Annotated in this window: 20 protein-coding genes, 4 tRNA genes and 1 pseudogene; 9 read left to right on the forward strand and 16 right to left on the reverse strand. The window is 72.4% G+C overall.

The window, feature by feature from the left end; genetic code table 11:
- The first annotated feature begins 91 nt into the window (after nucleotides 1–91).
- Entirely contained in the window at nucleotides 92–688 is a 597-nt protein-coding gene (locus ABZ842_RS12280; RefSeq protein ID WP_361535974.1) for an HNH endonuclease family protein, read from the forward strand.
- Between the two features lie 159 nt (nucleotides 689–847).
- On the opposite strand, the gene ABZ842_RS12285 is transcribed toward ABZ842_RS12280, so the two are convergent.
- The gene (locus ABZ842_RS12285) at nucleotides 848–1927 is read right to left on the reverse strand and encodes a methyltransferase domain-containing protein (RefSeq protein ID WP_361535976.1); all 1080 of its coding nucleotides are present in this window, start codon (nucleotides 1925–1927) and stop codon (nucleotides 848–850) included.
- A 494-nt stretch (nucleotides 1928–2421) separates the two neighbouring features.
- Between ABZ842_RS12285 and ABZ842_RS12290 the strand changes: the two genes are divergently transcribed.
- On the forward strand, nucleotides 2422–3024 hold the full coding sequence (locus ABZ842_RS12290; RefSeq protein WP_361535978.1) for a choice-of-anchor C family protein: 603 nt from the start codon (nucleotides 2422–2424) through the stop codon (nucleotides 3022–3024).
- Nucleotides 3025–3055: 31 nt separating this feature from the next.
- On the opposite strand, the gene ABZ842_RS12295 is transcribed toward ABZ842_RS12290, so the two are convergent.
- From ABZ842_RS12295 to ABZ842_RS12310, 4 genes are all read right to left on the reverse strand, one after another.
- Nucleotides 3056–3331: a hypothetical protein gene (locus tag ABZ842_RS12295; RefSeq protein ID WP_361535980.1), complete on the reverse strand. Its 276-nt coding sequence runs from the start codon at nucleotides 3329–3331 to the stop codon at nucleotides 3056–3058.
- Nucleotides 3332–3409: 78 nt separating this feature from the next.
- Complete coding sequence (locus ABZ842_RS12300; protein ID WP_361536378.1) at nucleotides 3410–3817, reverse strand: arsenate reductase ArsC; 408 nt, start codon at nucleotides 3815–3817, stop codon at nucleotides 3410–3412.
- Between the two features lies 1 nt (nucleotide 3818).
- Nucleotides 3819–4889 (reverse strand): ACR3 family arsenite efflux transporter, encoded by a 1071-nt coding sequence (gene arsB / locus ABZ842_RS12305; protein WP_361536380.1) that lies wholly within the window; start codon nucleotides 4887–4889, stop codon nucleotides 3819–3821.
- Nucleotides 4890–4924: 35 nt separating this feature from the next.
- Entirely contained in the window at nucleotides 4925–5341 is a 417-nt protein-coding gene (locus ABZ842_RS12310; protein ID WP_361535982.1) for a metalloregulator ArsR/SmtB family transcription factor, read from the reverse strand.
- A gap of 92 nt (nucleotides 5342–5433) precedes the next feature.
- Between ABZ842_RS12310 and ABZ842_RS12315 the strand changes: the two genes are divergently transcribed.
- Complete coding sequence (locus ABZ842_RS12315; protein WP_361535984.1) at nucleotides 5434–5952, forward strand: ArsI/CadI family heavy metal resistance metalloenzyme; 519 nt, start codon at nucleotides 5434–5436, stop codon at nucleotides 5950–5952.
- A gap of 46 nt (nucleotides 5953–5998) precedes the next feature.
- A pseudogene (locus tag ABZ842_RS12320) lies at nucleotides 5999–6635 on the forward strand (alkyl sulfatase dimerization domain-containing protein); the annotation flags it as partial.
- A 153-nt stretch (nucleotides 6636–6788) separates the two neighbouring features.
- Here ABZ842_RS12320 and ABZ842_RS12325 read toward each other — a convergent pair.
- Nucleotides 6789–7613, reverse strand: coding sequence for an enoyl-CoA hydratase-related protein (locus ABZ842_RS12325; protein WP_361535986.1), 825 nt, complete (start codon nucleotides 7611–7613; stop codon nucleotides 6789–6791).
- 279 nt (nucleotides 7614–7892) lie between these two features.
- Between ABZ842_RS12325 and ABZ842_RS12330 the strand changes: the two genes are divergently transcribed.
- Nucleotides 7893–9488 carry a long-chain fatty acid--CoA ligase gene (locus ABZ842_RS12330; protein ID WP_361535988.1) on the forward strand — a complete coding sequence of 532 codons (1596 nt, stop codon included), beginning with the start codon at nucleotides 7893–7895 and terminating at the stop codon, nucleotides 9486–9488.
- Between the two features lie 172 nt (nucleotides 9489–9660).
- On the opposite strand, the gene ABZ842_RS12335 is transcribed toward ABZ842_RS12330, so the two are convergent.
- From ABZ842_RS12335 to ABZ842_RS12370, 8 genes are all read right to left on the reverse strand, one after another.
- A tRNA-Lys gene (locus ABZ842_RS12335) sits at nucleotides 9661–9733 on the reverse strand.
- Nucleotides 9734–9880: 147 nt separating this feature from the next.
- Nucleotides 9881–10390: a FlgD immunoglobulin-like domain containing protein gene (locus ABZ842_RS12340; RefSeq protein WP_361535990.1), complete on the reverse strand. Its 510-nt coding sequence runs from the start codon at nucleotides 10388–10390 to the stop codon at nucleotides 9881–9883.
- The gene (locus ABZ842_RS12345) at nucleotides 10360–10644 is read right to left on the reverse strand and encodes a hypothetical protein (protein ID WP_361535992.1); all 285 of its coding nucleotides are present in this window, start codon (nucleotides 10642–10644) and stop codon (nucleotides 10360–10362) included. The genes ABZ842_RS12340 and ABZ842_RS12345 overlap by 31 nt, the downstream gene beginning before the upstream one ends.
- A 272-nt stretch (nucleotides 10645–10916) precedes the next feature.
- Nucleotides 10917–13175, reverse strand: coding sequence for a DEAD/DEAH box helicase (locus tag ABZ842_RS12350; protein ID WP_361535994.1), 2259 nt, complete (start codon nucleotides 13173–13175; stop codon nucleotides 10917–10919).
- A 259-nt stretch (nucleotides 13176–13434) separates the two neighbouring features.
- The gene (locus ABZ842_RS12355; protein ID WP_361535996.1) at nucleotides 13435–14067 is read right to left on the reverse strand and encodes a hypothetical protein; all 633 of its coding nucleotides are present in this window, start codon (nucleotides 14065–14067) and stop codon (nucleotides 13435–13437) included.
- Between the two features lie 344 nt (nucleotides 14068–14411).
- On the reverse strand, nucleotides 14412–14774 hold the full coding sequence (gene crcB, locus ABZ842_RS12360) for a fluoride efflux transporter CrcB (RefSeq protein WP_361536382.1): 363 nt from the start codon (nucleotides 14772–14774) through the stop codon (nucleotides 14412–14414).
- A complete protein-coding gene (locus tag ABZ842_RS12365; RefSeq protein WP_361535997.1) occupies nucleotides 14771–15304 on the reverse strand; it encodes a CrcB family protein in 534 nt (177 codons plus the stop codon). Before ABZ842_RS12365 ends, crcB begins: the two co-directional genes overlap by 4 nt.
- Entirely contained in the window at nucleotides 15301–15651 is a 351-nt protein-coding gene (locus ABZ842_RS12370; protein ID WP_361535999.1) for a metallopeptidase family protein, read from the reverse strand. The genes ABZ842_RS12365 and ABZ842_RS12370 overlap by 4 nt, the downstream gene beginning before the upstream one ends.
- 126 nt (nucleotides 15652–15777) lie before the next feature.
- Between ABZ842_RS12370 and ABZ842_RS12375 the strand changes: the two genes are divergently transcribed.
- The 4 genes from ABZ842_RS12375 to ABZ842_RS12390 all read left to right on the forward strand — a co-directional run bounded on the left by ABZ842_RS12375 (nucleotide 15778) and on the right by ABZ842_RS12390 (nucleotide 17811).
- A complete protein-coding gene (locus ABZ842_RS12375; protein ID WP_361536001.1) occupies nucleotides 15778–17433 on the forward strand; it encodes a metallophosphoesterase in 1656 nt (551 codons plus the stop codon).
- Between the two features lie 81 nt (nucleotides 17434–17514).
- Nucleotides 17515–17587, forward strand: a tRNA-Glu gene (locus ABZ842_RS12380).
- A gap of 46 nt (nucleotides 17588–17633) precedes the next feature.
- Nucleotides 17634–17708 (forward strand) — tRNA-Asp (locus ABZ842_RS12385).
- A 26-nt stretch (nucleotides 17709–17734) separates the two neighbouring features.
- Nucleotides 17735–17811 (forward strand) — tRNA-Phe (locus ABZ842_RS12390).
- A 40-nt stretch (nucleotides 17812–17851) separates the two neighbouring features.
- Here ABZ842_RS12390 and ABZ842_RS12395 read toward each other — a convergent pair.
- Nucleotides 17852–18700, reverse strand: coding sequence for a cytochrome c biogenesis CcdA family protein (locus ABZ842_RS12395; protein WP_361536003.1), 849 nt, complete (start codon nucleotides 18698–18700; stop codon nucleotides 17852–17854).
- Nucleotides 18697–19503, reverse strand: a complete 807-nt coding sequence (locus ABZ842_RS12400; RefSeq protein WP_361536005.1) for a DsbA family protein — start codon at nucleotides 19501–19503, stop codon at nucleotides 18697–18699. The genes ABZ842_RS12395 and ABZ842_RS12400 overlap by 4 nt, the downstream gene beginning before the upstream one ends.
- Between the last annotated feature and the right edge of the window lie 47 nt (nucleotides 19504–19550).

The raw sequence follows: 19550 nt of genomic DNA on the forward strand, positions 1-19550 counted from the left end.
CCCGGCGGGCGCGGCGCCTGATGCCGCGCCAGCTCCTGCCACCTCGACCTCCACCTCCGTCGCCCCTGCCGCGGCGCCTTCTGCGTCTTCTGTGTCTTCTGCGCGCGCGGCCGAGAGCCTGTCCCTCGCCGTGGCCGTCAACCGGCTGCCCGTCGCGACGGAGAGCCGGACCGGCTACTCCCGCGACAAGTTCAAGCACTGGAACGCCGGACTCAACCCGACCGACGGCTGCAACACCCGCCACGAGGTCCTGATCGCGGAGGCCGTCGAAGCCCCGACGGTCGGCGCGCGGTGCGCCCTGACCGGCGGCTCCTGGTGGTCGTACTACGACGACACCGTGGTGAACGCCGCCTCCGGACTCGACATCGACCACATGGTGCCGCTCGCCGAGGCGTGGGACTCCGGCGCGTACGGCTGGACGGCGGCGCGCCGCGAGGCGTACGCCAACGACCAGGGCCAGGCGTCCTCCCTGATCGCCGTCACGGGCAAGTCCAACCGCTCCAAGGCGGACCAGGACCCCGCGGAATGGCTCCCGCCGGCCGCGGACGCCCTGTGCCGCTACACCTCCGAATGGCTGGCGACCAAGCTCCGCTGGGGCCTGTCCATCGACGAGGAAGAACAGCGGAGGCTGTACCAACTCGCAGCGGGCTGCCCCAGCCAAAAGGTCACCTTCACCCCGGCGCCGTAGCCCCAAGCCGCCGCTTCCCCGCGCCCGCAGGCATGAGCCCCGAGGGGCGCGGGGAACTGCGCGACAAGCCCGCCACCGGCCCTCGGAGACCAACGCTCCCGCGGGGAGACGGCGGACATGTCCTGCCCGTCACTCAGCTGTCAAAGCACAATGGGCCGCTCAGCCACCACCGCGCTCGGCCACCACCACGTACAGCGTCACCGACGCGAAGAACGGGGACGCACCCCCGAGCGCCGCGAGCCACGACCGCCCCTCCGCCCCCGTGAGGAACCCCGCAGCGATCGCCCGCCGCGTGTTCCGTTCCAGCCCCAGCACCGCGTCCGCCGCGCCGACCTCCCGGAAGACCGACGTCACCGGCACCACCACCGGCACCTCGAACCCCGCCGCCTCCGCGAGCCGCGGCAACTGCCGCCCGATGACGCCGTTGCGGACGATCCGGTCCGTGATGTGCCGCGTGTACGCGCGGACGACGTCGAGGTCGGGGTGGTCGACCGCGAGCGAGTCCCAGTCGGGCTCCGCCATCACCAGCCGCCCGCCCGGCCGCAGGACGCGACGCGCCTCCGCGAGCGCCTGCGCGGGGTCCGTGACGTGCTGGAGCACCCGGTCCGTACGCGCCAGGTCGACGCTCGCGTCCGCCAGCGGCAACCGTTGGACGTCGCCCAGCAACACCTGGACGCCAGCCGCCCCTTCAGCCCCTCTGTCCCCTTCAGCCCCTTGAGCGCCTTCGTGCCGCGCCCGCGCGCGCTCGACCATCTCCCGGCTGGCGTCGACGCCGACGACCGCGCCCGCGGGGCCGACCGCGTCGGCCAGCGTGCCGAGGTCCGTACCCGGACCGCAGCCGAGGTCGAGCACGGTGTGACCGGGCCGCGCCCCGAGCGCGTGCAGCACGACGCGCTTGTACGAGCGGCCGGTGTCGGACGCGGCCACCCGGTCGAGGTAGTGGACGTCGTCCGGCACGATCGACTCGAAGACGTGCTCGCTGACCCGGGCCATGGACCTCGCCTGGAGCGCCAGTTCCCGCCGCCCCCGGCCGGTCAGCCGGAAGGGCCGCTGACGCCCCTCCCCCTCCAGCGCCTCCACGAACTGCTTGGCCTCCAGGCGGGCGAGCGCGCCGTAGAGGCTGCCGGCGCCGAGGCGGTTGCCGGAGAGCTTCTCGATGGCCGTGTTGATGGCGTAACCGTGCAGGGGCCCGTCGGCGAGCACGGAGAGCACGAGCGTCTGGGCGTCGTGAGTGCGCATGGCGGCGATAGTACGCAGCACGTACTACGCGGCACGTATCACCATCAGGATCACGCCGCGGAATGGCGTGATCAAGGCGCTTTCGGAGCGCATGCCGACGCACACCCGGGGCAGCAGCCCGTCAGGGCCGCTTCCGTTTCCCAAGAAGCAGTCCAGGCTCCGCCGCGATCCCCCCGCGCGGCGGGGCCGCATTCTCCAACCGAATAAGGTTGCCATTTCTTACGCACATCAGAGCGGAGTATCGTTTTCTCAACTCCGCACCTCATTAAATGCGAAATCGAACCGCCGCCACACCCATCCCCACCAGGACTTATGACCGGGGCGCGCGGGTAGGGGAAAGGGCCGACCAAACAGGCGCACAGGGGCTTCCGTTTCATCGGCCACACCATCATGCGCCGTCACATCAGGCTTGGCCTCCGGGCCGATTAACGGGAAATTCAACCCGCCGAGCCGTCCGGCCCCGGCAAGAATTCTCGGAGGACCACGGAGGACCCATGAAACTCCTGCGCGCTTGCACCGCCGCCGTCGCCTCGGCCGTCCTGTTCGCCGGCGTCGGCGCGGCCCTGACGACCCCGGCACACGCGGCGGCCGTCAGCCGCTTCGACGACGGCAGCTTCGAGTATCCGAAGGCGCCGGCCAATTCGTTCACGACGTACTCCACCGGGCAGGCCATCGGCCCCTGGCAGGTCACCGGCGGCACGGTCGACCTGATCGGCGCGGGGTTCTGGCAGGCCGCGGAGGGCGATCAGTCCGTCGACCTGAACGGCACGTCGGCCGGGACGGTCTCGCAGACCTTCACGACCGTGCCCGGCACGACGTACACCGTCTCCTACGCACTCGCCGGCAACACCGCCGCCGGCCCGGCACTGAAGACGGGCCGGGCCCTCGTCGACGGCCAGAACTTCCAGGACTTCTCCTTCGACATCACCGGGAAGTCCACCACCAACATGGGCTACGTGAACCGACAGTTCACCTTCGTGGCCACGGGCACGACCTCCACGCTGGCCTTCGCGAGCACCATCGGAGGCGCATGGGGCCCGGTCATCGACGACGTCCGCGTACGGGCCAACTGCTGCTCCTGTTCGACGAGCTGCTGACCCGCCCCGCAGAGACCCCCGCTGACACCCGTCAGCGGGGGTTCCCGCACCCCAGGCCCTCCGGACCTCCCGCACCGCCGACACCCGCGAGCTCCCGCGCCGCCTCCTTCAGCGCCACCCGCGCCGCCGGCGTCCCCGCCGGGCTCAGCCAGTACGGATGCCCGGCGATCCGGGACGACAGCTGGAGCAGCCGCCGCCGGTGAGCAGCCACGCCGTACACCGACGAAGCGGCGGCGAGCTGCCCGTACACGACGTACCAAGCGATCTGGGTCTCCAGGAGGTCAGCGGGAAAGAGGTGCCTGCTCATGGCTTGAATTAGATAACGTGTTCGATTTCCAGGGCAAGGCGGACCCGCCGAACAGCGCAGGGCGACGCGCCGCCCGGGTCACCCGCACCCGATCTCGGCCATCAACTCCTGGACGCGCCGCTCGATCTCGTCGCGGATGGGCCGGACGGCGTCCAGGCCCCGTCCGGCGGGGTCCTCGAGTCGCCAGTCGAGATGGGTGGTGCCGGGGAAGACGGGGCAGGTGTCGCCGCAGCCCATGGTGATGACCACGTCGGACGCGCGGACGTCGTCGACGGTGAGGAGCTTGGGGGTGAGCCCGGTGAGGTCGATGCCCTTCTCCGCCATGGCCTCGACGACGGCCGGATTCAGGTGCTCGGCGGGCGCCGAGCCGGCGGAGCGGACGTCGACGCGACCTGCGGCGAGGTGGGTGAGGAAGGCGGCGGCCATCTGGGAGCGGCCCGCGTTGTGGACGCAGACGAACAGGACGGACGGCCTGCGGGAGGTCAGGTCAGGCACGGGCGGTGCTCCCCTCGGGGGTGGTGGCCGCGCCGGTCGCCGCCCTGTCGGGGAAGTAGCGGCGCGCGGCGAGGGCGACGTGGACGAGGCCGATGAGGACGGGAACTTCGATGAGGGGGCCGACGACTCCGGCGAGCGCCTGTCCGCTGCCGGCTCCGAAGGTGGCGATGGCGACCGCGATGGCCAGTTCGAAGTTGTTGCCCGCCGCGGTGAACGCCAGGGTCGTCGCCCGCGGGTAGTCGAGTCCGACCGCGCGCCCCAGCGCCATCGACCCGGCCCACATGAGGGCGAAGTACACCAGCAGGGGCAGGGCGATCCGGGCGACGTCCAACGGCTTGGAGGTGATCGCGTCGCCTTGGAGGGCGAAGAGGACCACGACGGTGAACAGCAGCCCGTAGAGGGCGAAGGGCCCGACGCGGGGGATGAAGCGGCTCTCGTACCAGTCGCGCCCCCGGGCCCTCTCGCCGATGCGGCGGGTGAGGTACCCGGCGGCCAGCGGGACGCCGAGGAAGACCAGGACGGCTCGGGCGATCTCCCAGACGGAGACGTCCAGTCCGCCGGTGGCGAGGCCGAGCCAGCCGGGCAGCAGGTCGAGGTAGAACCAGCCGAGCAGGCCGAAGGCCAGGACCTGGAAGACGGAGTTGAGGGCGACGAGCACGGCTGCTGCCTCGCGGTCGCCACAGGCGAGGTCGTTCCAGATGACCACCATGGCGATGCAGCGCGCGAGGCCGACGACGATCAGTCCGGTGCGGTACTCGGGCAGGTCCGGCAGGAAGATCCACGCCAGCGCGAACATCAACGCCGGACCGACGACCCAGTTCAGCACCAGCGACCACAGCAGCAGGCGCCGGTCGCGGGTGACGGCGTCGAGGCGGTCGTAGCGGACCTTCGCCAGCACCGGGTACATCATCACCAGCAGCCCGAGCGCGATCGGCAGGGACACCCCCGCGACCGTCACCCCGGCGAGAGCGTCCCCGAGACCGGGGACGAGCCGCCCGAGCCCGAGCCCCGCGGCCATCGCCGCGAGTATCCACAGCGCCAGGTACCGGTCCAGGAACGACATCCGCGCGGCCACCTGCCCCGGCGCGGCCGAAGCGCTCACGCGTCGGCTCCGACGGATCCGCACCGGGCCCCGGCGGCGGGCAGGGGCTCGCCCCCGGGGCGGGTCAGGATCCCGGCGAGGCGGTCGGTGGCCTCCGGCAGCAGCCGGTAGTACACCCACGTCCCGCGCCGCTCGGAAGCGATCAGCCCGGCCTCCCGCAGCAGCTTCAGATGGTGGGAGATCGTCGGTTGCGACAGGTCGAACGCCGGGGTCAGATCGCATACGCAGACCTCCCCGCCGGCCCGGGAGGCGATCATCGACAACAGCCTCAGCCGCACCGGGTCCCCCAGCGCCTTGAACACCTTCGCCAGCACGACCGCCTGCTCCTCGTCCAGCGGCGCGGACAGCAGCCCCGGGCAGCAGCCCTCCGCTCCGGCGTCCCGACCGAGCACCTCAAGCTCTTGATTCGACATTCTTCTATGTTGACGAATTTCAATCCAAGGGGCAAGCTCGAAAGCACAAGACATCGATGAACGTCGATACAGGCCTTCCGAGGAGATTCGCCGTGTCCCGTGTCCAGCTCGCGCTCAACGTCGCCGACCTCGAAGCATCGGTGACCTTCTACACCAAGCTGTTCGGCGTCGCCCCTGCCAAGCGCCGCCCCGGCTACGCCAACTTCGCCGTCGTCGACCCCCCGCTCAAGCTCGTCCTCATCGAAGGCGACCCCGACCAGGACACCCGCCTCGACCACCTCGGCGTCGAAGTCACCTCCACCGCCCAGGTCACCGCAGCCACCACCCGCCTCACCGAGGCCGGCCTCGCCACCTTCGAGGAGAACGACACCTCCTGTTGCTACGCCCTCCAGGACAAGGTCTGGATCCACGGCCCCGGCCGGGAGCCCTGGGAGGTCTACGTCGTCAAGGCCGACGCCGCCCGAATGGAAAAGGGCACCCCGCCCGCGAACCCCCAGAACCCCGAGAACTCCCAGACCTCCCAGACCTCCCAGACCTCCCAGACCTCCCAGACCTCCCAGACCTCCCAGAACGAGGACACCTGCTGCACCCCGACACCAAAGCCCGCCTAACCCACGACCCAAGCGAGTCGGAACGCGACGCCGCCGAGACGGGACGCTGATCGCCCGGCTGGAGCCCGGTGTCGTCCGGGACGCGCGGGGGCGGGTGGTGTGGGACAACGACCAGTGGGCGTTCCTCGACGAGGACCCGCCGGAATCCGTCCACGCCAGCCTGTGGCGGCAGAGCCGGCTCAACGCGGTCCAGGGCCTGTTCGAGGTCGTGCCGGGCGGGTACCAACTCCGCGGTCTGGACGCCTCCGTGATGACGGTGGTGGAAGGCGAGAGCGGTGTCGTCGTCATCGACCCGCTCACCAGCGCGGAGCCCGCGGCGGCCGGCCTTGAGCTCTATCGGCGCCATCGCGGCGAGCGCGCCGTCAAAGCCGTCGTCTACACCCACGGCCACGGTGACCACTTCGGCGCTCGCGGTGCAGCGCGACGCCTACGCGCACCTCCACGACCAGACCGTACGGCTGATGAACCGCGGCCTGACCGGACCGTAGATCGCCGAGGAACTGGCAGAGTTCCCGGGCGAGTTGGGTGCGCAGTGGAGGGTCCGGGGCTACTACGGCTCGATCAGCCACAACGTGAAGGCGATCTACCAGCGCTACCTCGGCTGGTACGACGGCAACCCGGCCCACCTGTGGCAGCGCCCGCCGACCGGGCAGGCCGAGCGGTACGCCGCCGCGCTCGGCGGCATCACCGGACTGGCCGACGCCGTCGCCTCGGGAGAGGCGTCCCTGGCGGGTGACGCCGGCGTACTGAGCACGCTGCTTCGGCCTGTTCGACGAGATCGGCGCCGGCTTCGCGATCGCGCTCCCCCAGGAGGCCGTGCCCCGACGCGGCGGGCGTCACGCGCCGCCGAAGTCGGGCCTGCGTCCCTCGCGGAAGGCCCTGACCCCCTCGCGGGGTTCGGGCCCCCGCAGGGCGAGAGCGGCGGTGACCCGTTCGACGTCCAGGAAGTCGCGGTAGCCGGGGGTGCGTTCGGCCGCGCGCAGGACGTGCTTGGTCAGCCGGAGCGCGTCCTGCGCGCCGGTCGCCAGTCGCGCGGCGTCGGCGCGCGCCTCCTCCGCCGCCTGCCCGGGGCCGACCACTCGGTTGACCAGGCCGAGGTGCTCGGCGCGGGTGGCGTCGAGCCGCTGGGCGTGCAGGAGCAGCTCCGCCGCACGGCGCACTCCGATCGCCTGGGTGAGGAACCAGGCGCAGCCACCGTCCGGGACGAGCCCCATCGCGGTGAACGGCGCCTGGAAGAAGGCGCTCTTCGCAGCGATGGTCAGGTCGCAGGCGAGCGCGAAGCCCCAGCCGACGCCCACGGCGCAGCCCTCCACGGCGGCGATGGTCGGCTTGGGGAGTCGATACAGCTTGTCGAGCGTCCGGTGGATCGCGTCGAGGCCGGGGACGGGGGTGACCGGCGCGGTGCCGCCTTCGTCGTCGCCGAACGACGACGCCTTCAGGTCGACCCCGGCGGTGAAGTGGCTGCCGGAGCCCGTGAGGACGACCACGCGTACGCCTTCGTCCTGGACGGCCCGATCGAGCGCCGCGTCGAGCTCGGCCACGGTCGGCATGGACAGCGCGTTGCGCCGCTTCGGCCCGTGGAGGGTCAGGACCAGGGTCCCGTCCGGCGTCGTGGAGCTCAGCACCCGCGTCAGATCGGGCCGTTCGTCCTCGTTGTCCATCGCGACCTCCGTCCGGGCGCCGCCTGCGCCGTCGTCGAGGGTTCGACACACCGCGTCGACTACCCCAAATGACGTTATCGCCTATTTACTTGCTGCGGAAGCTTGGAAACAATAGTCGCAGTTGATTTGGCATTTTCACAAAGTCATCAGAGCGCAGCTACACGAACCCTTGTATGGATGTGTTACTGCTGATTCACTTCAAGGTGTTCGAGACGTCATTGATGCCCGCCTCCCGATCCACGGGACGGCGCGTGTCCTCCAGCCGCGGACGGATACCCCATGTACTTGACGCAGTCCCTGCACCGTGCGGTCCTCCAAGCCCCGGATCTTCCGATGACGGTCTACCGCGACCGCTCCCGGACCGCGCGCGAGGTCGCCGACCGGGTGGCACGCCTCGCAGGAGGGCTGCGTGGACTCGGCGTCGCCGAGGGCGACCGGGTGGCGATCCTCGCCATGAACTCCGACCGCTACCCCGAGACCTTCTTCGCCGCCTGGTGGACCGGCGCGATGGTCAACCCGGTGAACGTCCGGTGGTCACCGGCGGAGATCGCGTACTCCCTCCAGGACTCCGGCAGCGAGGTGCTCCTGATCGACGACGCGTTCCTGCCGCTCGTGCCCGAGCTGCGCGCACGGTGCCCGCAGCTGCATACCCTGATCTACTGCGGCGAGGGGGACCACCCGGACGGAACCGTGTCCTACGAGGGCCTGGTGACCACGTCGGAACCGGTCGACGACCTACGCGTCGGCGGCGACACCCCCGCCGCCCTCGTCTACACCGGCGGCACCACCGGACTGCCCAAGGGCGTCCTGGTCACCCACCGGGCCCTGGTCGTCTCCGCCCTCGGCACCCAGATCCAGGGCCGCAACCTCCTTTCCGGCGGCATCCTGCTCGTCTCCGCCCCCCTGTTCCACATCGCGGCCATCGCCAACTGGGTCGGGCAGAACCTCATGGTCGGCACCAGCGTGTTCCTGCCGGCCTTCAGCGCCGAGGGCGTGCTCGCCGCCGTCGAGGACCACCGCGTCACCAATCTCGCCCTGGTCCCCACGATGATCCAGAGCCTGGTGGACCACCCCGACCTCACCTCGTACGACGTGACCAGCCTGCGCGCCATCAGCTACGGCGCCTCCGCCATACCCGTCGCCGTACTGGAACGCGCCCTGGAGGCGTTCCCCGGCGTCCGGTTCAGCCAGGGCTACGGGCAGACGGAGACCACCGTGGTCAGCGTGCTCACCATGGAGGACCACCTCGCGGGCGGTGCCCGGCTGCGCTCGGCCGGCAGGCCACTGGCCCACGCCGACGTACGGGTCGTGGCCCCGGACGGCAGGGAACTCCCCCGCGGCGAGGTCGGCGAGATCGTCGTCCGGGGCGAGGGACTGATGGCCGGCTACTGGAACAAGCCGGACGAGACCCGGCAAGCCCTGCGCAACGGCACCATGCACACCGGGGACGCCGGCTACCTGGACGACGCCGGCTATCTCTTCATCGTCGACCGGATCAAGGACATGATCGTCAGCGGCGGAGAGAACGTCTACTCCGCGGAGGTGGAGAACGCCCTGGCCCGTCACCCGGCCGTCGCCTCCGTGGCGGTCATCGGCCTGCCGGACCCGCACTGGGGCGAACGCGTCCACGCGACCGTCATCCGCCGACCGGGCCACTCGGCAGACGAAGCCGAGCTGCGCAACCACACCCGCTCCCTGATCGCCGGCTACAAGGTCCCCCGCAGTTGGGACTTCGTCGACGCACTGCCCATGTCGAGCGCCGGCAAGATCCTCAAACGCGAACTCCGTGACCAGTACCAGCACCGCCCCGGCGCAGCGGATCCAAACGGCCCGGACGGCAAGCCCGCCACGCCCCACGGGCCCCCCGCGGAGTAACGCCCCGCGCCGCACCGGCCCGTGCCCTTCAGGCACGGGCTGCCCCGCCAGCCCTTCCGCTCACGCTTAGCTGGCGAACAGACCCCTCACACACCGAAGCGCCCCACCCGACATCAGCCGGATGGGGCGCTTCCTTGCAGGTCACGGGCGCACACCCGGACCCTGCTCGCGGTGGGCCGTGTCGGACTCGAACCGACAACCTACGGATTAAAAGTCCGCTGCTCTGCCAATTGAGCTAACGGCCCGCGGCCATGCCACACCTGAGCATAGCCGGAGCGGGCGCGTGCACCGATCGGGTATCCGATCTACGTGGCGATCAGCGTCGGGACGGGCGGGTGGCACCACGCCGTTCGCGGGGCGGGCCGGCGGTGCGGCGCGCCCCGCGGGCGGGGTCAACGAGGGGCCGTGGTGGAGACGGTGGTCCTGCCCGTGCGCAGCACCGCGGGGGTCGTGGAGTCGGGCGGGGTCGCGGTGAGGGTCCAGGTGTAGGAGCCCGCCGGGGCCGGTTTGCCCGTGGTGTCCTCGGTGTCCCAGACCGCTTCGATCTGCGCGCCGGAGCCGTCCGCGGACGTCAGGGTCCGTACGGTCGCGCCCGTCGCGTTCTTCACGGTGACCGTCCAGGACGCCGGGGGGCAGCTGAGTTGCCAGCGCGCGTTCCACGCGGCGTCGCCGGCGGTGGTGGTGTCGGCGACGCCCTCGACGACCGCGATCGGGGAGCGCGGCACGTTCACCGGGCGGATCCGGATCGCCCCTTCCGCATCCGTGAACGCGACGTCACCGCCGAACTTGTCCACGGCCCACTTCGCGCCCGCGGGCACGGTGGCGAACTCGCGCGTCGTCACAGCGCCGCCCGCGCCCCGGTGGAAGTCGGTCAGCAGCAGCTTGCCGTCCGCCTCGCGCACGACAGCGCGGGTGCTGCTCGGGTCTCCCCCGTCGCGTGGTCCGTCCAGGAACGGCCCCGGTGGCCCTCCCTCGTGTGCAGGTGGCCGGTGGCGCCCGCCTCCAGCAACGCGTGCTCCCGCGGCAGGTACCGCGCCTGCGGCGGTACGACCGCGTCGGACGCGGCCGACGCCTGCCCGGGCGTCGCGGCCACGGCCGGCGGCGTCACCGCGGTGCACAGACCCGCACCCAGGGCGACCGCGACCGCCGATGGCACCAAGCGCTTGGATGCCGTACGTCTGACGTCGAAACGATCACACACAGATAACCCCTCCCCAGGGCTCGCACCGTGCGTGCGGCGGTGGGCCCGCGAAATGTGCCGTGTGACTGGGAGCGCGGGAGGAGCGGCACGGGTGCCGCTTCGTGGACGTTGCCGGAACCAACTCCCGCCCCAGATGGGCGAGATCGCACAGGGTTGCGAACGGCGCAGGGCCCGCGCCTCGGGTGGAGGTGCGGGCCCTGCGGGGTTCAGCGGACGGACGTCAGGCGTCAGCCGTTGCGCTTCCAGCGCGGCTTGTCGTCGCGGCGGCCGTACGGAGCGGAGTTGCTGCTGCGGTGGTCGTCGCGGCGGCCGTACGGGCGGTCCGACGAGCCGGAGCGGTAACCGCCGCCCGAGGGGCGGTCGTCGCGGCGGTCGCGGTTGAACGGACGGTCGCTGCCGCGGTGGCCGCTCGGGCGGTCGTCACGACGGAAGCCACCGCCGGACGGGCGGTCGTCGCGGCGGAAGCCACCGCCGGACGGACGGTCGTCACGGCGGTCGTCACGACGGAAGCCACCGGACGGGCGGTCGTCGCGGCGGAAGCCACCACGGTCGTCCCGACGGTCATCGCGACGGAAGCCGCCGCGGTCGTCACGACGGTCATCGCGCCGGTCGTCACGACGGAAGCCACCGCCGGACGGACGGTCGTCGCGGCGGAAGCCACCACGGAAGCCGCCGCGGTCGTCACGACGGTCATCGCGGCGGTCGTCACGGCGGTCGTACGAACGGCCCCGGCGCTCGAAGTTGCCCCGGTCGTCGCGGCGGTCGCGGTCACGGTCGTGACCGCCCCGCTCGTCACGACGGTCGTCACGGCGCTCCTCGCGCCGCTCCGCGGCCGTCGCCGCCTCCACCGCGGCCTCCAGCTCCGCGCCCGCGGCCTCGGTCACCTCGGCGACCGCGGCCTCCGGGTCCTCGCCGCGCTCGCGTGCGGCGCGGGCCACCAGGCGGTCCGCCTCCTCACGCAGCTCGGCGGCGCGCCGCTGGACGCGCTCCAGCTGCCGGCCGAGGTCGGCGGCCTCGCGCTCGGCCTGCTTGGCCGCGTTGTTCGCGGAGTCCGCCTGGACCTCGGTCAGCGAACGCGCGCCGGTGATCTCGGCGACCTCGGGGTCGAACGCGCCGGCGCCGCCCACGATGTGCCGCGACGCCTCCACGCCCGCGTCCTCCATCAGCCGGAAGATCTGGCGGCGCTGGTGCGGCAGCGACAGCGAGACGACGGTGCCGGAGCGGCCCGCGCGGGCGGTGCGGCCCGAGCGGTGCAGGTAGTCCTTGTGGTCGCCGGCCGGGTCCACGTTCAGGACCAGGTCGATGCCGTCGACGTGGATGCCGCGGGCGGCGACGTCGGTGGCGACGAGGACGTTCACGTAACCGTCCTTGAAGTCCGCCAGCGTGCGGGTGCGCGCGCCCTGCGTCATGCCGCCGTGCAGCGCGTCCGCCTTCACGCCCGACTCGCGCAGCTGCTCGGCGACCCGGTCCGCGCCCAGCTGGGTGCGGACGAAGATGATGGTGCGGCCCTTGCGGGCGGCGATCGCGGAGGTAACCGGGGCCTTGTCCTTCGGCTTCACGACGAGGACGTGGTGCGTCATGGTCGTGACGTTGCCCTGGGCGCTGTCGACCTCGTGGCTGACCGGCTGGTTCAGGTACCGCTTCACCAGCGTGGTGATCTCGTTCTCCATCGTCGCGGAGAAGAGCATCCGCTGACCGCCGGCGGGCACCTGGTCCAGCAGCTCGGTGACCTCGGGCAGGAAGCCCAGGTCGGACATCTGGTCGGCCTCGTCGAGGATCGCGACCTGCACCTGGTCGAGCGAGCAGGCGCCGCGGTTGATGACGTCGCGCAGTCGGCCCGGGGTGGCGACGAGGATGTCGACGCCGCGCTCCAGGGCGTAGATCTGGTTGCCCATCGAGGTGCCGCCGCAGACGACCTTCATCTTCAGGCCGAGGACGTCGCCGTACGGCTGGAGGGCGTCCGCGACCTGCATCGCGAGCTCACGGGTGGGGGTGAGGATGACGCCGCGGGGCTTCTTCTTCTCCGTACGGCCGTCGGCGAGCGTGGCCAGCAGCGGGAGGCCGAAGGAGAGCGTCTTGCCGGAGCCGGTGCGGCCACGGCCGAGGATGTCCTTGCCGGCCAGGGCGTCCGGGATGGTCGCGGCCTGGATCGGGAACGGGACGGTGACGCCGTTCTGCGCCAGCTTGCGGACGATGCCCTCGGGGAGTCCGAGGTCGGCGAAGGTGGTCTCGGGGGCGGCGGGGGCCTCAGAAGCCTCGGGAGCTTCGGCCGCGTCAGCGGCGTCAGCCGTGTCAACGACCTCAGCGGTCTCCGCGACCTCTACGACCTCGATGACCTCTGCGGTCTCGACAACCTCGGTGACCTCGGTGACCTTGGCGGCCTCGGTGACCTCAGCGGCTCCGATCGTCTCCAGGGTCACGGGACCCTCGGTCTCGCCAGCGCCCTCGGCGGGCATGGCGGCGTGCTCAGTGCTGAAAGTGGACATGCGAAATGCGAAACCTTCCGGAGTCTCGGCACGCGCCCAAACTCCGTGATTTCGCAATTCGACCGCCTCGATGCGGTCAGCCACGGCTAGGGAGGTACGCGCCACACGGCGCGCTTCTGCTACGGCGCCGGGCAATGGGATCAAACGATCTACCACCATACGCACCCTCCCCCGCCCGAGGCAAACCGCTCGCGCGTGACCCCGGTTACAGGCCCCCCGGTGGCCGCGCGCGGAAGCACCCCCGAGCGGGCACCGCCCGTCACGCCGGCCCCAACTGCGGCGAGGCCGCGGGCTCCGCCTGCGCCAGGTACCCCTCCACGCCCGTCATCTCCAACGCCGCCGCACGCACCTCGGGCGCGGACGACGCCGACGGCGGTTCGGTCGGGTCCGGCGGCTGCGGGGTGGCGGGCGGCTCGGATGGCTGCTCGACGGGCGGGTCCACCGGCTCCGTCGCCGGCGGTACGGACGGGGTGGGCCGCCCGTCGCCGGTCGGCTCGGGCGCACCGGGGCGCTGTGGCCGGTGCGGCTCCCGGGTGGGCCGGGGCGACGCGTCGGCCGTACCGCTCGGCGCCGGGGACGCGTCCGGCGCGGGCCCGCGGTCGCCGGACTTCCCGGAGTCGGCCCGTCCGCCGCCCGCGGCTGACCGGGCCCGGGGGTCCTCTCGCCCGCCGTCCACGTCCGCCTCCGTGCGCGGCCGGTCGGACGACGGGGTGGGCGCGGGCTTGGCCCGCTCGTCGTCGCCGACGCTCATGCAGCCCGCCGTGGCCGCGATCGCCAGCGACGCGGCGAGCGCGACCGCCAGGCGACCGGACCTGCCGGAGGAGCCGGAACGGTCGCGAGGAGCCGTACGTTCGTGAGCGGCCGTACGGCCGAGGGCGGGCAACTGGCGCACGGGGGGCACCTCCGGAGCGGGACGGGGACAGGAGCGCGCGATCTGCGCCCGGGCGCACCACCGCGCCCGAACACCGGTTTCACGCCCGCGCACGGGATCCAATTCCCGTGTGCAGGTCTCCCTGCCCAACTCCCGGTGCCCCGTGGGGGACACGCAGAACTCCCTGACGAGTACACGACCGCGCAGCCGATCGGATGTCCGACCGCTCCGCCCGCCCGCGCGCGGGGTCGCGCCCCGGGTCGTACGCCCGCGCACCCAAGGGCCTGCGCGCGCACCCGGCCCGCGCGCCCACCGGCCCGCGCGCGCACCCGGCCCGCCACCAGCACACGCACCCGGCCCGCGCGTCAGCCGGAGACCGCCCGCGCCAGTTCCACCCCCAGGGCCAGCGCCCCGATCCCCACCAGCACCGACACGGCCGCGTTCGCCGCCGCGAGCCCGCTCCAGCCCCGCTCGGCCAGCCGCAGCGTCTCGTACGAGAAGGTCGAGTACGTGGTGAGCGCGCCGCACAGCCCCGTGCCGAGCAGGGCGTACGTACTGCTGGACACCGAAGCCCCGGCCACCAGGCCCAGGATCAGACAGCCGGCGGCGTTCACCGCGAGGGTGCCCCAGGGGAAGACGGACGAGTGTCGCGCCTGCACGGCCCGGTCCGTCAGATAGCGCAGCGGCGCCCCGACGGCCGCGCCGAGGACGACCAGCAGCCAGGTCACCGGACCGCCGTCCGTGGCGCCAGCGCCCACCGGGTGAGCGCCGCGGCCAGCCACACCGCGCCGAGACAGCCGACGACCGTGCCGCCCGCGTAGGCGTACGCGGCGCCGCTGTTCCCGTGCACCAGCAGTTCGCGGAAGTCCAGCGCGTACGCGGAGAAGGTGGTGAACCCGCCGAGCACCCCGACCCCGAAGAACGGCCGCACCAGCGGATGCGCCGTCCGTCCGCCCTCGCTGACCAGCACCATCAGCACGCCGATGAGCGCGGAGCCGACCACGTTGATGCCGAAGGTGCCCCAGGGGAAGGCCGCGGCGCCGTCCGCGGCGTAGTCGACGGGCCAGGCGCGGCCCACCGCGTACCGGGCGACCGCTCCGGCCGCCCCGCCCGCCGACACGGCCGCGAGGACCAGCAGCAGGTGGACGCCGGCCGTCTCCGCCCGCTGCGCGGGCACGTGCAGGTCGACGTCCGGGTCGATCGCCTCGCCCGCGGGCCCGTGCGAGAAGGACTCCGCGGGCTCGGGGGACGGGCTCACCCGTACCCCAGCGCGTGCAGCCGCTCGTCGTCGATGCCGAAGTGGTGCGCGATCTCGTGCACCACCGTGATCTCCGTCTCGACGACGACGTCCTCGCGGCTCTCGCACATCCGCAGCGTCGGCCCGCGGTAGATCGTGATCCGGTCCGGCAGCACGCCCGCGTACCACTCGCCGCGCTCGGTGAGCGGAGTGCCCTCGTACAGCCCGAGGAGTTCGGGGTCGTCGGGGGACGGCTCGTCCTCCACGAAGACCGCGACGTTGTCCATCAGCCGCGTCAGCTCGGGCGGGATCCGATCCAGCGCCTCGGCGACCAGTTCCTCGAACTCCTCGCGCGTCATATCCAGCACCCGGCCATTGTCACGTACGCCGCCCGGGACGCCACCCGCGCCCTAAGGGCCCGCCTCGTGGATCGTGGCGTCCTCTCGCCACGCCCGTGCGGCATATCGATCGCCGACCGCGGGCATACGGGCCCAATGGCACGCTCAGCCCGCGTCCGGTGGCCGCGGCCCGGGACGCTCCGGGCCCGCGCGCTGTGGCCGCGCGTCCGGGACCGGCTCCGAGGCCGCCGGCCCTGCCGGGAGCCGTCGCGGACGCTGCGGGAACCCCCCGGCCGCCCCTGGCTGCGGGCCCTCGGCCTCGCCGCCGTCGTGGTGCTCGGCGGCTGGCTCGGCCTGCTCGTCGTCGGCAGCGTCCACACCTCGGTCGGGCCGATGGAGACCAGCCTGGCCCTCCGCCCCGACCTGGGCGGCGGCACCCGGATCGACGTCTCCCCGCTCGGCTCGCTCGACCTCGCGTCGCACACCGCGCCGCTCCGGCTCGACGTGGACGTCGAACGGCTCGACCCGGCCCGCTCCACCGCGCTCGTCGAGCAGCCGGAGCGCTTCAACCGGCTCGGCGACGAAGTCGCCCGGGACGTCGTCGGCGGCACCACCGAGCTGGCCGTGCGCTCCTGCGTCGCGGTCGTCGCCGGCGCCACCGCGCTCGGCCTGGTCGTCTACCGGCGCCCGCGCCGCGCGCTGACGGCCGGCGGCCTCGCGCTCGCGCTGCTCGCCGCGTCCGCCGTGACCGCCTTCGCCACCTGGAACCCCAAGTCCGTCCTGGAGCCGAAGTTCTCCGGGCTGCTCACCAGCGCGCCGTCGCTGGTCGGCAACGCCCGCTCGATCGTCACCGAGTTCGACGTGTACCAGCAGGAGTTGGCGCGGCTGGTCACCAACGTCACCAAGCTGTACGACGCGACGTCCAGCCTGCCCGCGTACCGCCCGGACCCCGGCAGCATCCGGGTGCTGCACGTCTCCGACATCCACCTGAACCCGGCCGCCTGGCACATCGTCGCCTCGCTGGTGGAGCAGTACCGGATCGACGTGATCATCGACTCCGGCGACACCATGGACCACGGCTCCGGCGCCGAGAACGCCTTCCTGGACCCGATACGCGACCTGGACGCGCCCTACGTGTGGGTCCGCGGCAACCACGACTCCCGCGCCACCCAGGCGTACCTGGAGCGGATGTCGAACGCGCACGTCCTGGACGAGGGCCGGGCGGTCACCGTCGGCGGGCTGCGCATCGCCGGCACCGGGGACCCGCAGTTCACCCCCGACCGCTCGGTGGTCGCCCAGGGCGATCCGGCCGAGCGGATGGCGGGCATCCGCCTCGCCTCCGCCATCCGCGACCAGGAGCGCGCCGGCACCCCGGTGGACGTGGCCGTCGCCCACAATCCGGTCGCGGCCCGCGAGACGGACGGCACGGTCCCGCTCGCGCTCGCCGGGCACGTCCACCGGCGCGAGGTGGAGGTGCTGAAGCAGGGCACCCGGCTGAAGATCGAGGGGTCCACGGGCGGCGGCGGGCTGCGGGCGGTGCAGAACGACAAGCCGGAGAAGGTCCGTGCGTCGGTGCTCTACCTGGACCGTACGACCAAACGGCTCCAGGCGTGGGACGAGATCACGCTGGGCGGGCTCGGGCTGACGACGGCCGAGGTCAGCCGGCACCTGCCGGAGGAGAACCAGCCGGGCGCGCGCCCCTCCCCCGCGTCCTCGCCCGCGTCTTCCCCAGCGTCCTCCCCCGCGCCCTCGCCGCCTTCGACCCCGCCTTCCGGGCCCCCGCCCGCGGCCTCCCGTTCCCCCGATCCGTAAACCGTTTTGGCGATACCTCCCGCCATCCCATATGCTTCTCACGTCCCCGACGCGCTGACAAAGCGCCCAGGTGGGCCCTTAGCCCTCATCGTCTAGTGGCCCAGGACGCCGCCCTTTCAAGGCGGTAGCACGGGTTCGAATCCCGTTGGGGGCACGCTACGCCTGTGCGAGACTAGTGCTCGCACAGCGTTGCGAAATATGGTCCTGTGGAGCAGTTTGGAGTGCTCGCCACCCTGTCAAGGTGGAGGCCGCGGGTTCAAATCCCGTCAGGACCGCTGCAGATCACCTCGGTGAGCTGCGTGGCTGGGTAGCTCAGTTGGTACGAGCGATCGCCTGAAAAGCGATAGGTCGCCGGTTCGATCCCGGCCCCAGCCACCACCCGAAGGCCCCGTCCCCTGGACGGGGCCTTCGTCGTTCCCTAGGACTCCTCGCCGGCGGGAGCGCCGGTACGGGAGGTGCGGCGCCAGCCGCGGATCGCGAGGACCACCGCGACCACGGCCACCACGCCCACCAGGAGCATCCAGTCGGGCACGGCCGCGCCCACCTCGCTCGCCCACTGCTCGGCGGCGAAGGAGTCGTCGACGGAGACCAGCCCGGGCAGGGCCGTTGCGCCGTCGAAGACGAGGAAGAGGGTGCCGAGCACGACGAAGAAGAGGCCGGACAGCAGGGACGTGGTGTGCAGTTGGAGACGGCCCACGGCGAAGCCGCGGCCCCGCAGCCAGCGCCGCTTGCCGAGGTCGAAGCGGTCCCACAGCAGCGCCAGGAAGAACAGCGGGACCGCCATCCCCAGCGCGTACACCGCGAGCAACAGCCCTCCGTAGACCGGGCTGCCGCTGAACGCGGAGACCGTCAGGACGCTGCCGAGGATGGGCCCGGCGCAGAAGCCGGCGAAGCCGTAGACCAGGCCGAGGGCGTAGACGGGCGCGGCGGTGGTCGGGCGGATGCGGCCGGAGATGGCCGAAAGGCGACGGGAGGCGAAGCCCATCCCCAGGACCTGGGCCACGCCGAGGGCGATGATCAGCCAGCCGCCGACGGACACCAGCAGGTCGCGGTTGCCGTAGAAGAAGCGGCTGGCGTACGAGCCGGCGACGCCGAGGGGGACGAGGGTGGTCGCGAGCCCCGCGTAGAAGATCCCGGTACGGGCCAGCAGTCGGCCCGTCGAGTCCAGCGAGTACGCGAAGAAGGCCGGCAGCAGCAGGGCGCTACAGGGGCTGATCAGGGCGAGGAGGCCGCCGAGGAAGGCGGCCAGGTAGCCGATTTCGGTCATCGCCCGGACGGCTCCTTCGCATCTGCGGGACCGGCGTCGGCGCCCTGCGGCTTCTTGCCGCCGGCGGCCTTCAGCGCCGCGTCGATGGCGTCGGTGAAGGTCTCCTTCGGCTGGGCGCCCGCGATCGGCCGGCCGTTGATCAGGAACGACGGCGTGGAGGTCGCGCCCAGCCCGTACGCCTCGTCCTGGTCCCGCTTGACGGACGCCTTCGCGGCCTCGCTCTCCATGTCCTTCGCGAACCGCTCCAGATCGGGCACGCCGGCCTCCTTCGCCAGCGCCTTCACCCGGTCGGCGGAGAAGCCCTTCTCCTTGGCGCCCTTGGCGTAGCCGGCCGCGTGGAACGGCCAGAACTTGCCCTGCTGGGCCGCCGCCCAGGCACCGCGCGCCGCGTTCTCGGAGGGCTCGCCGAAGATCGGGAAGTTGCGCCACTCGATGCGCAGGGTGCCCTCGTCGACGTACTTCTCGATCAGCTCGGGCTCGGTGTCCCGGGCGAACTTCCCGCAGAAGCCGCACTGGAAGTCGGCGTACTCGACCATCACGACGGGCGCGTCCGCCCGGCCGATCGCGAGCCCGTCCTTGGCGTCGCGGCGGGCCAGCTTCTCCAACTCGGGGTAGGCGCCGGACTGCGGGTCCACGGTTACCTCGGCTGCCGGGCCGGACGCGGTGGGGTTCGCGCCGGACGCCTCGGGTGCGGAGTCCTCCGGGCGGGTGGCGGTGTACGAGGCGAGGCCGAGCAGCAGCGCGGCGACGGCCACGCCCGCGCCGATGAACAGCGGCTTCCGGTTGCGCTTGGGCGAAGACATGGGTGGGTGCTCCTGAGTCCTGGATGACGTGCGGCGGAGGGACGTCA

It is taken from the genome of Streptomyces sp. NPDC047315 (genome assembly GCF_040643215.1).
In the GTDB taxonomy this organism is placed as follows: domain Bacteria; phylum Actinomycetota; class Actinomycetes; order Streptomycetales; family Streptomycetaceae; genus Streptomyces.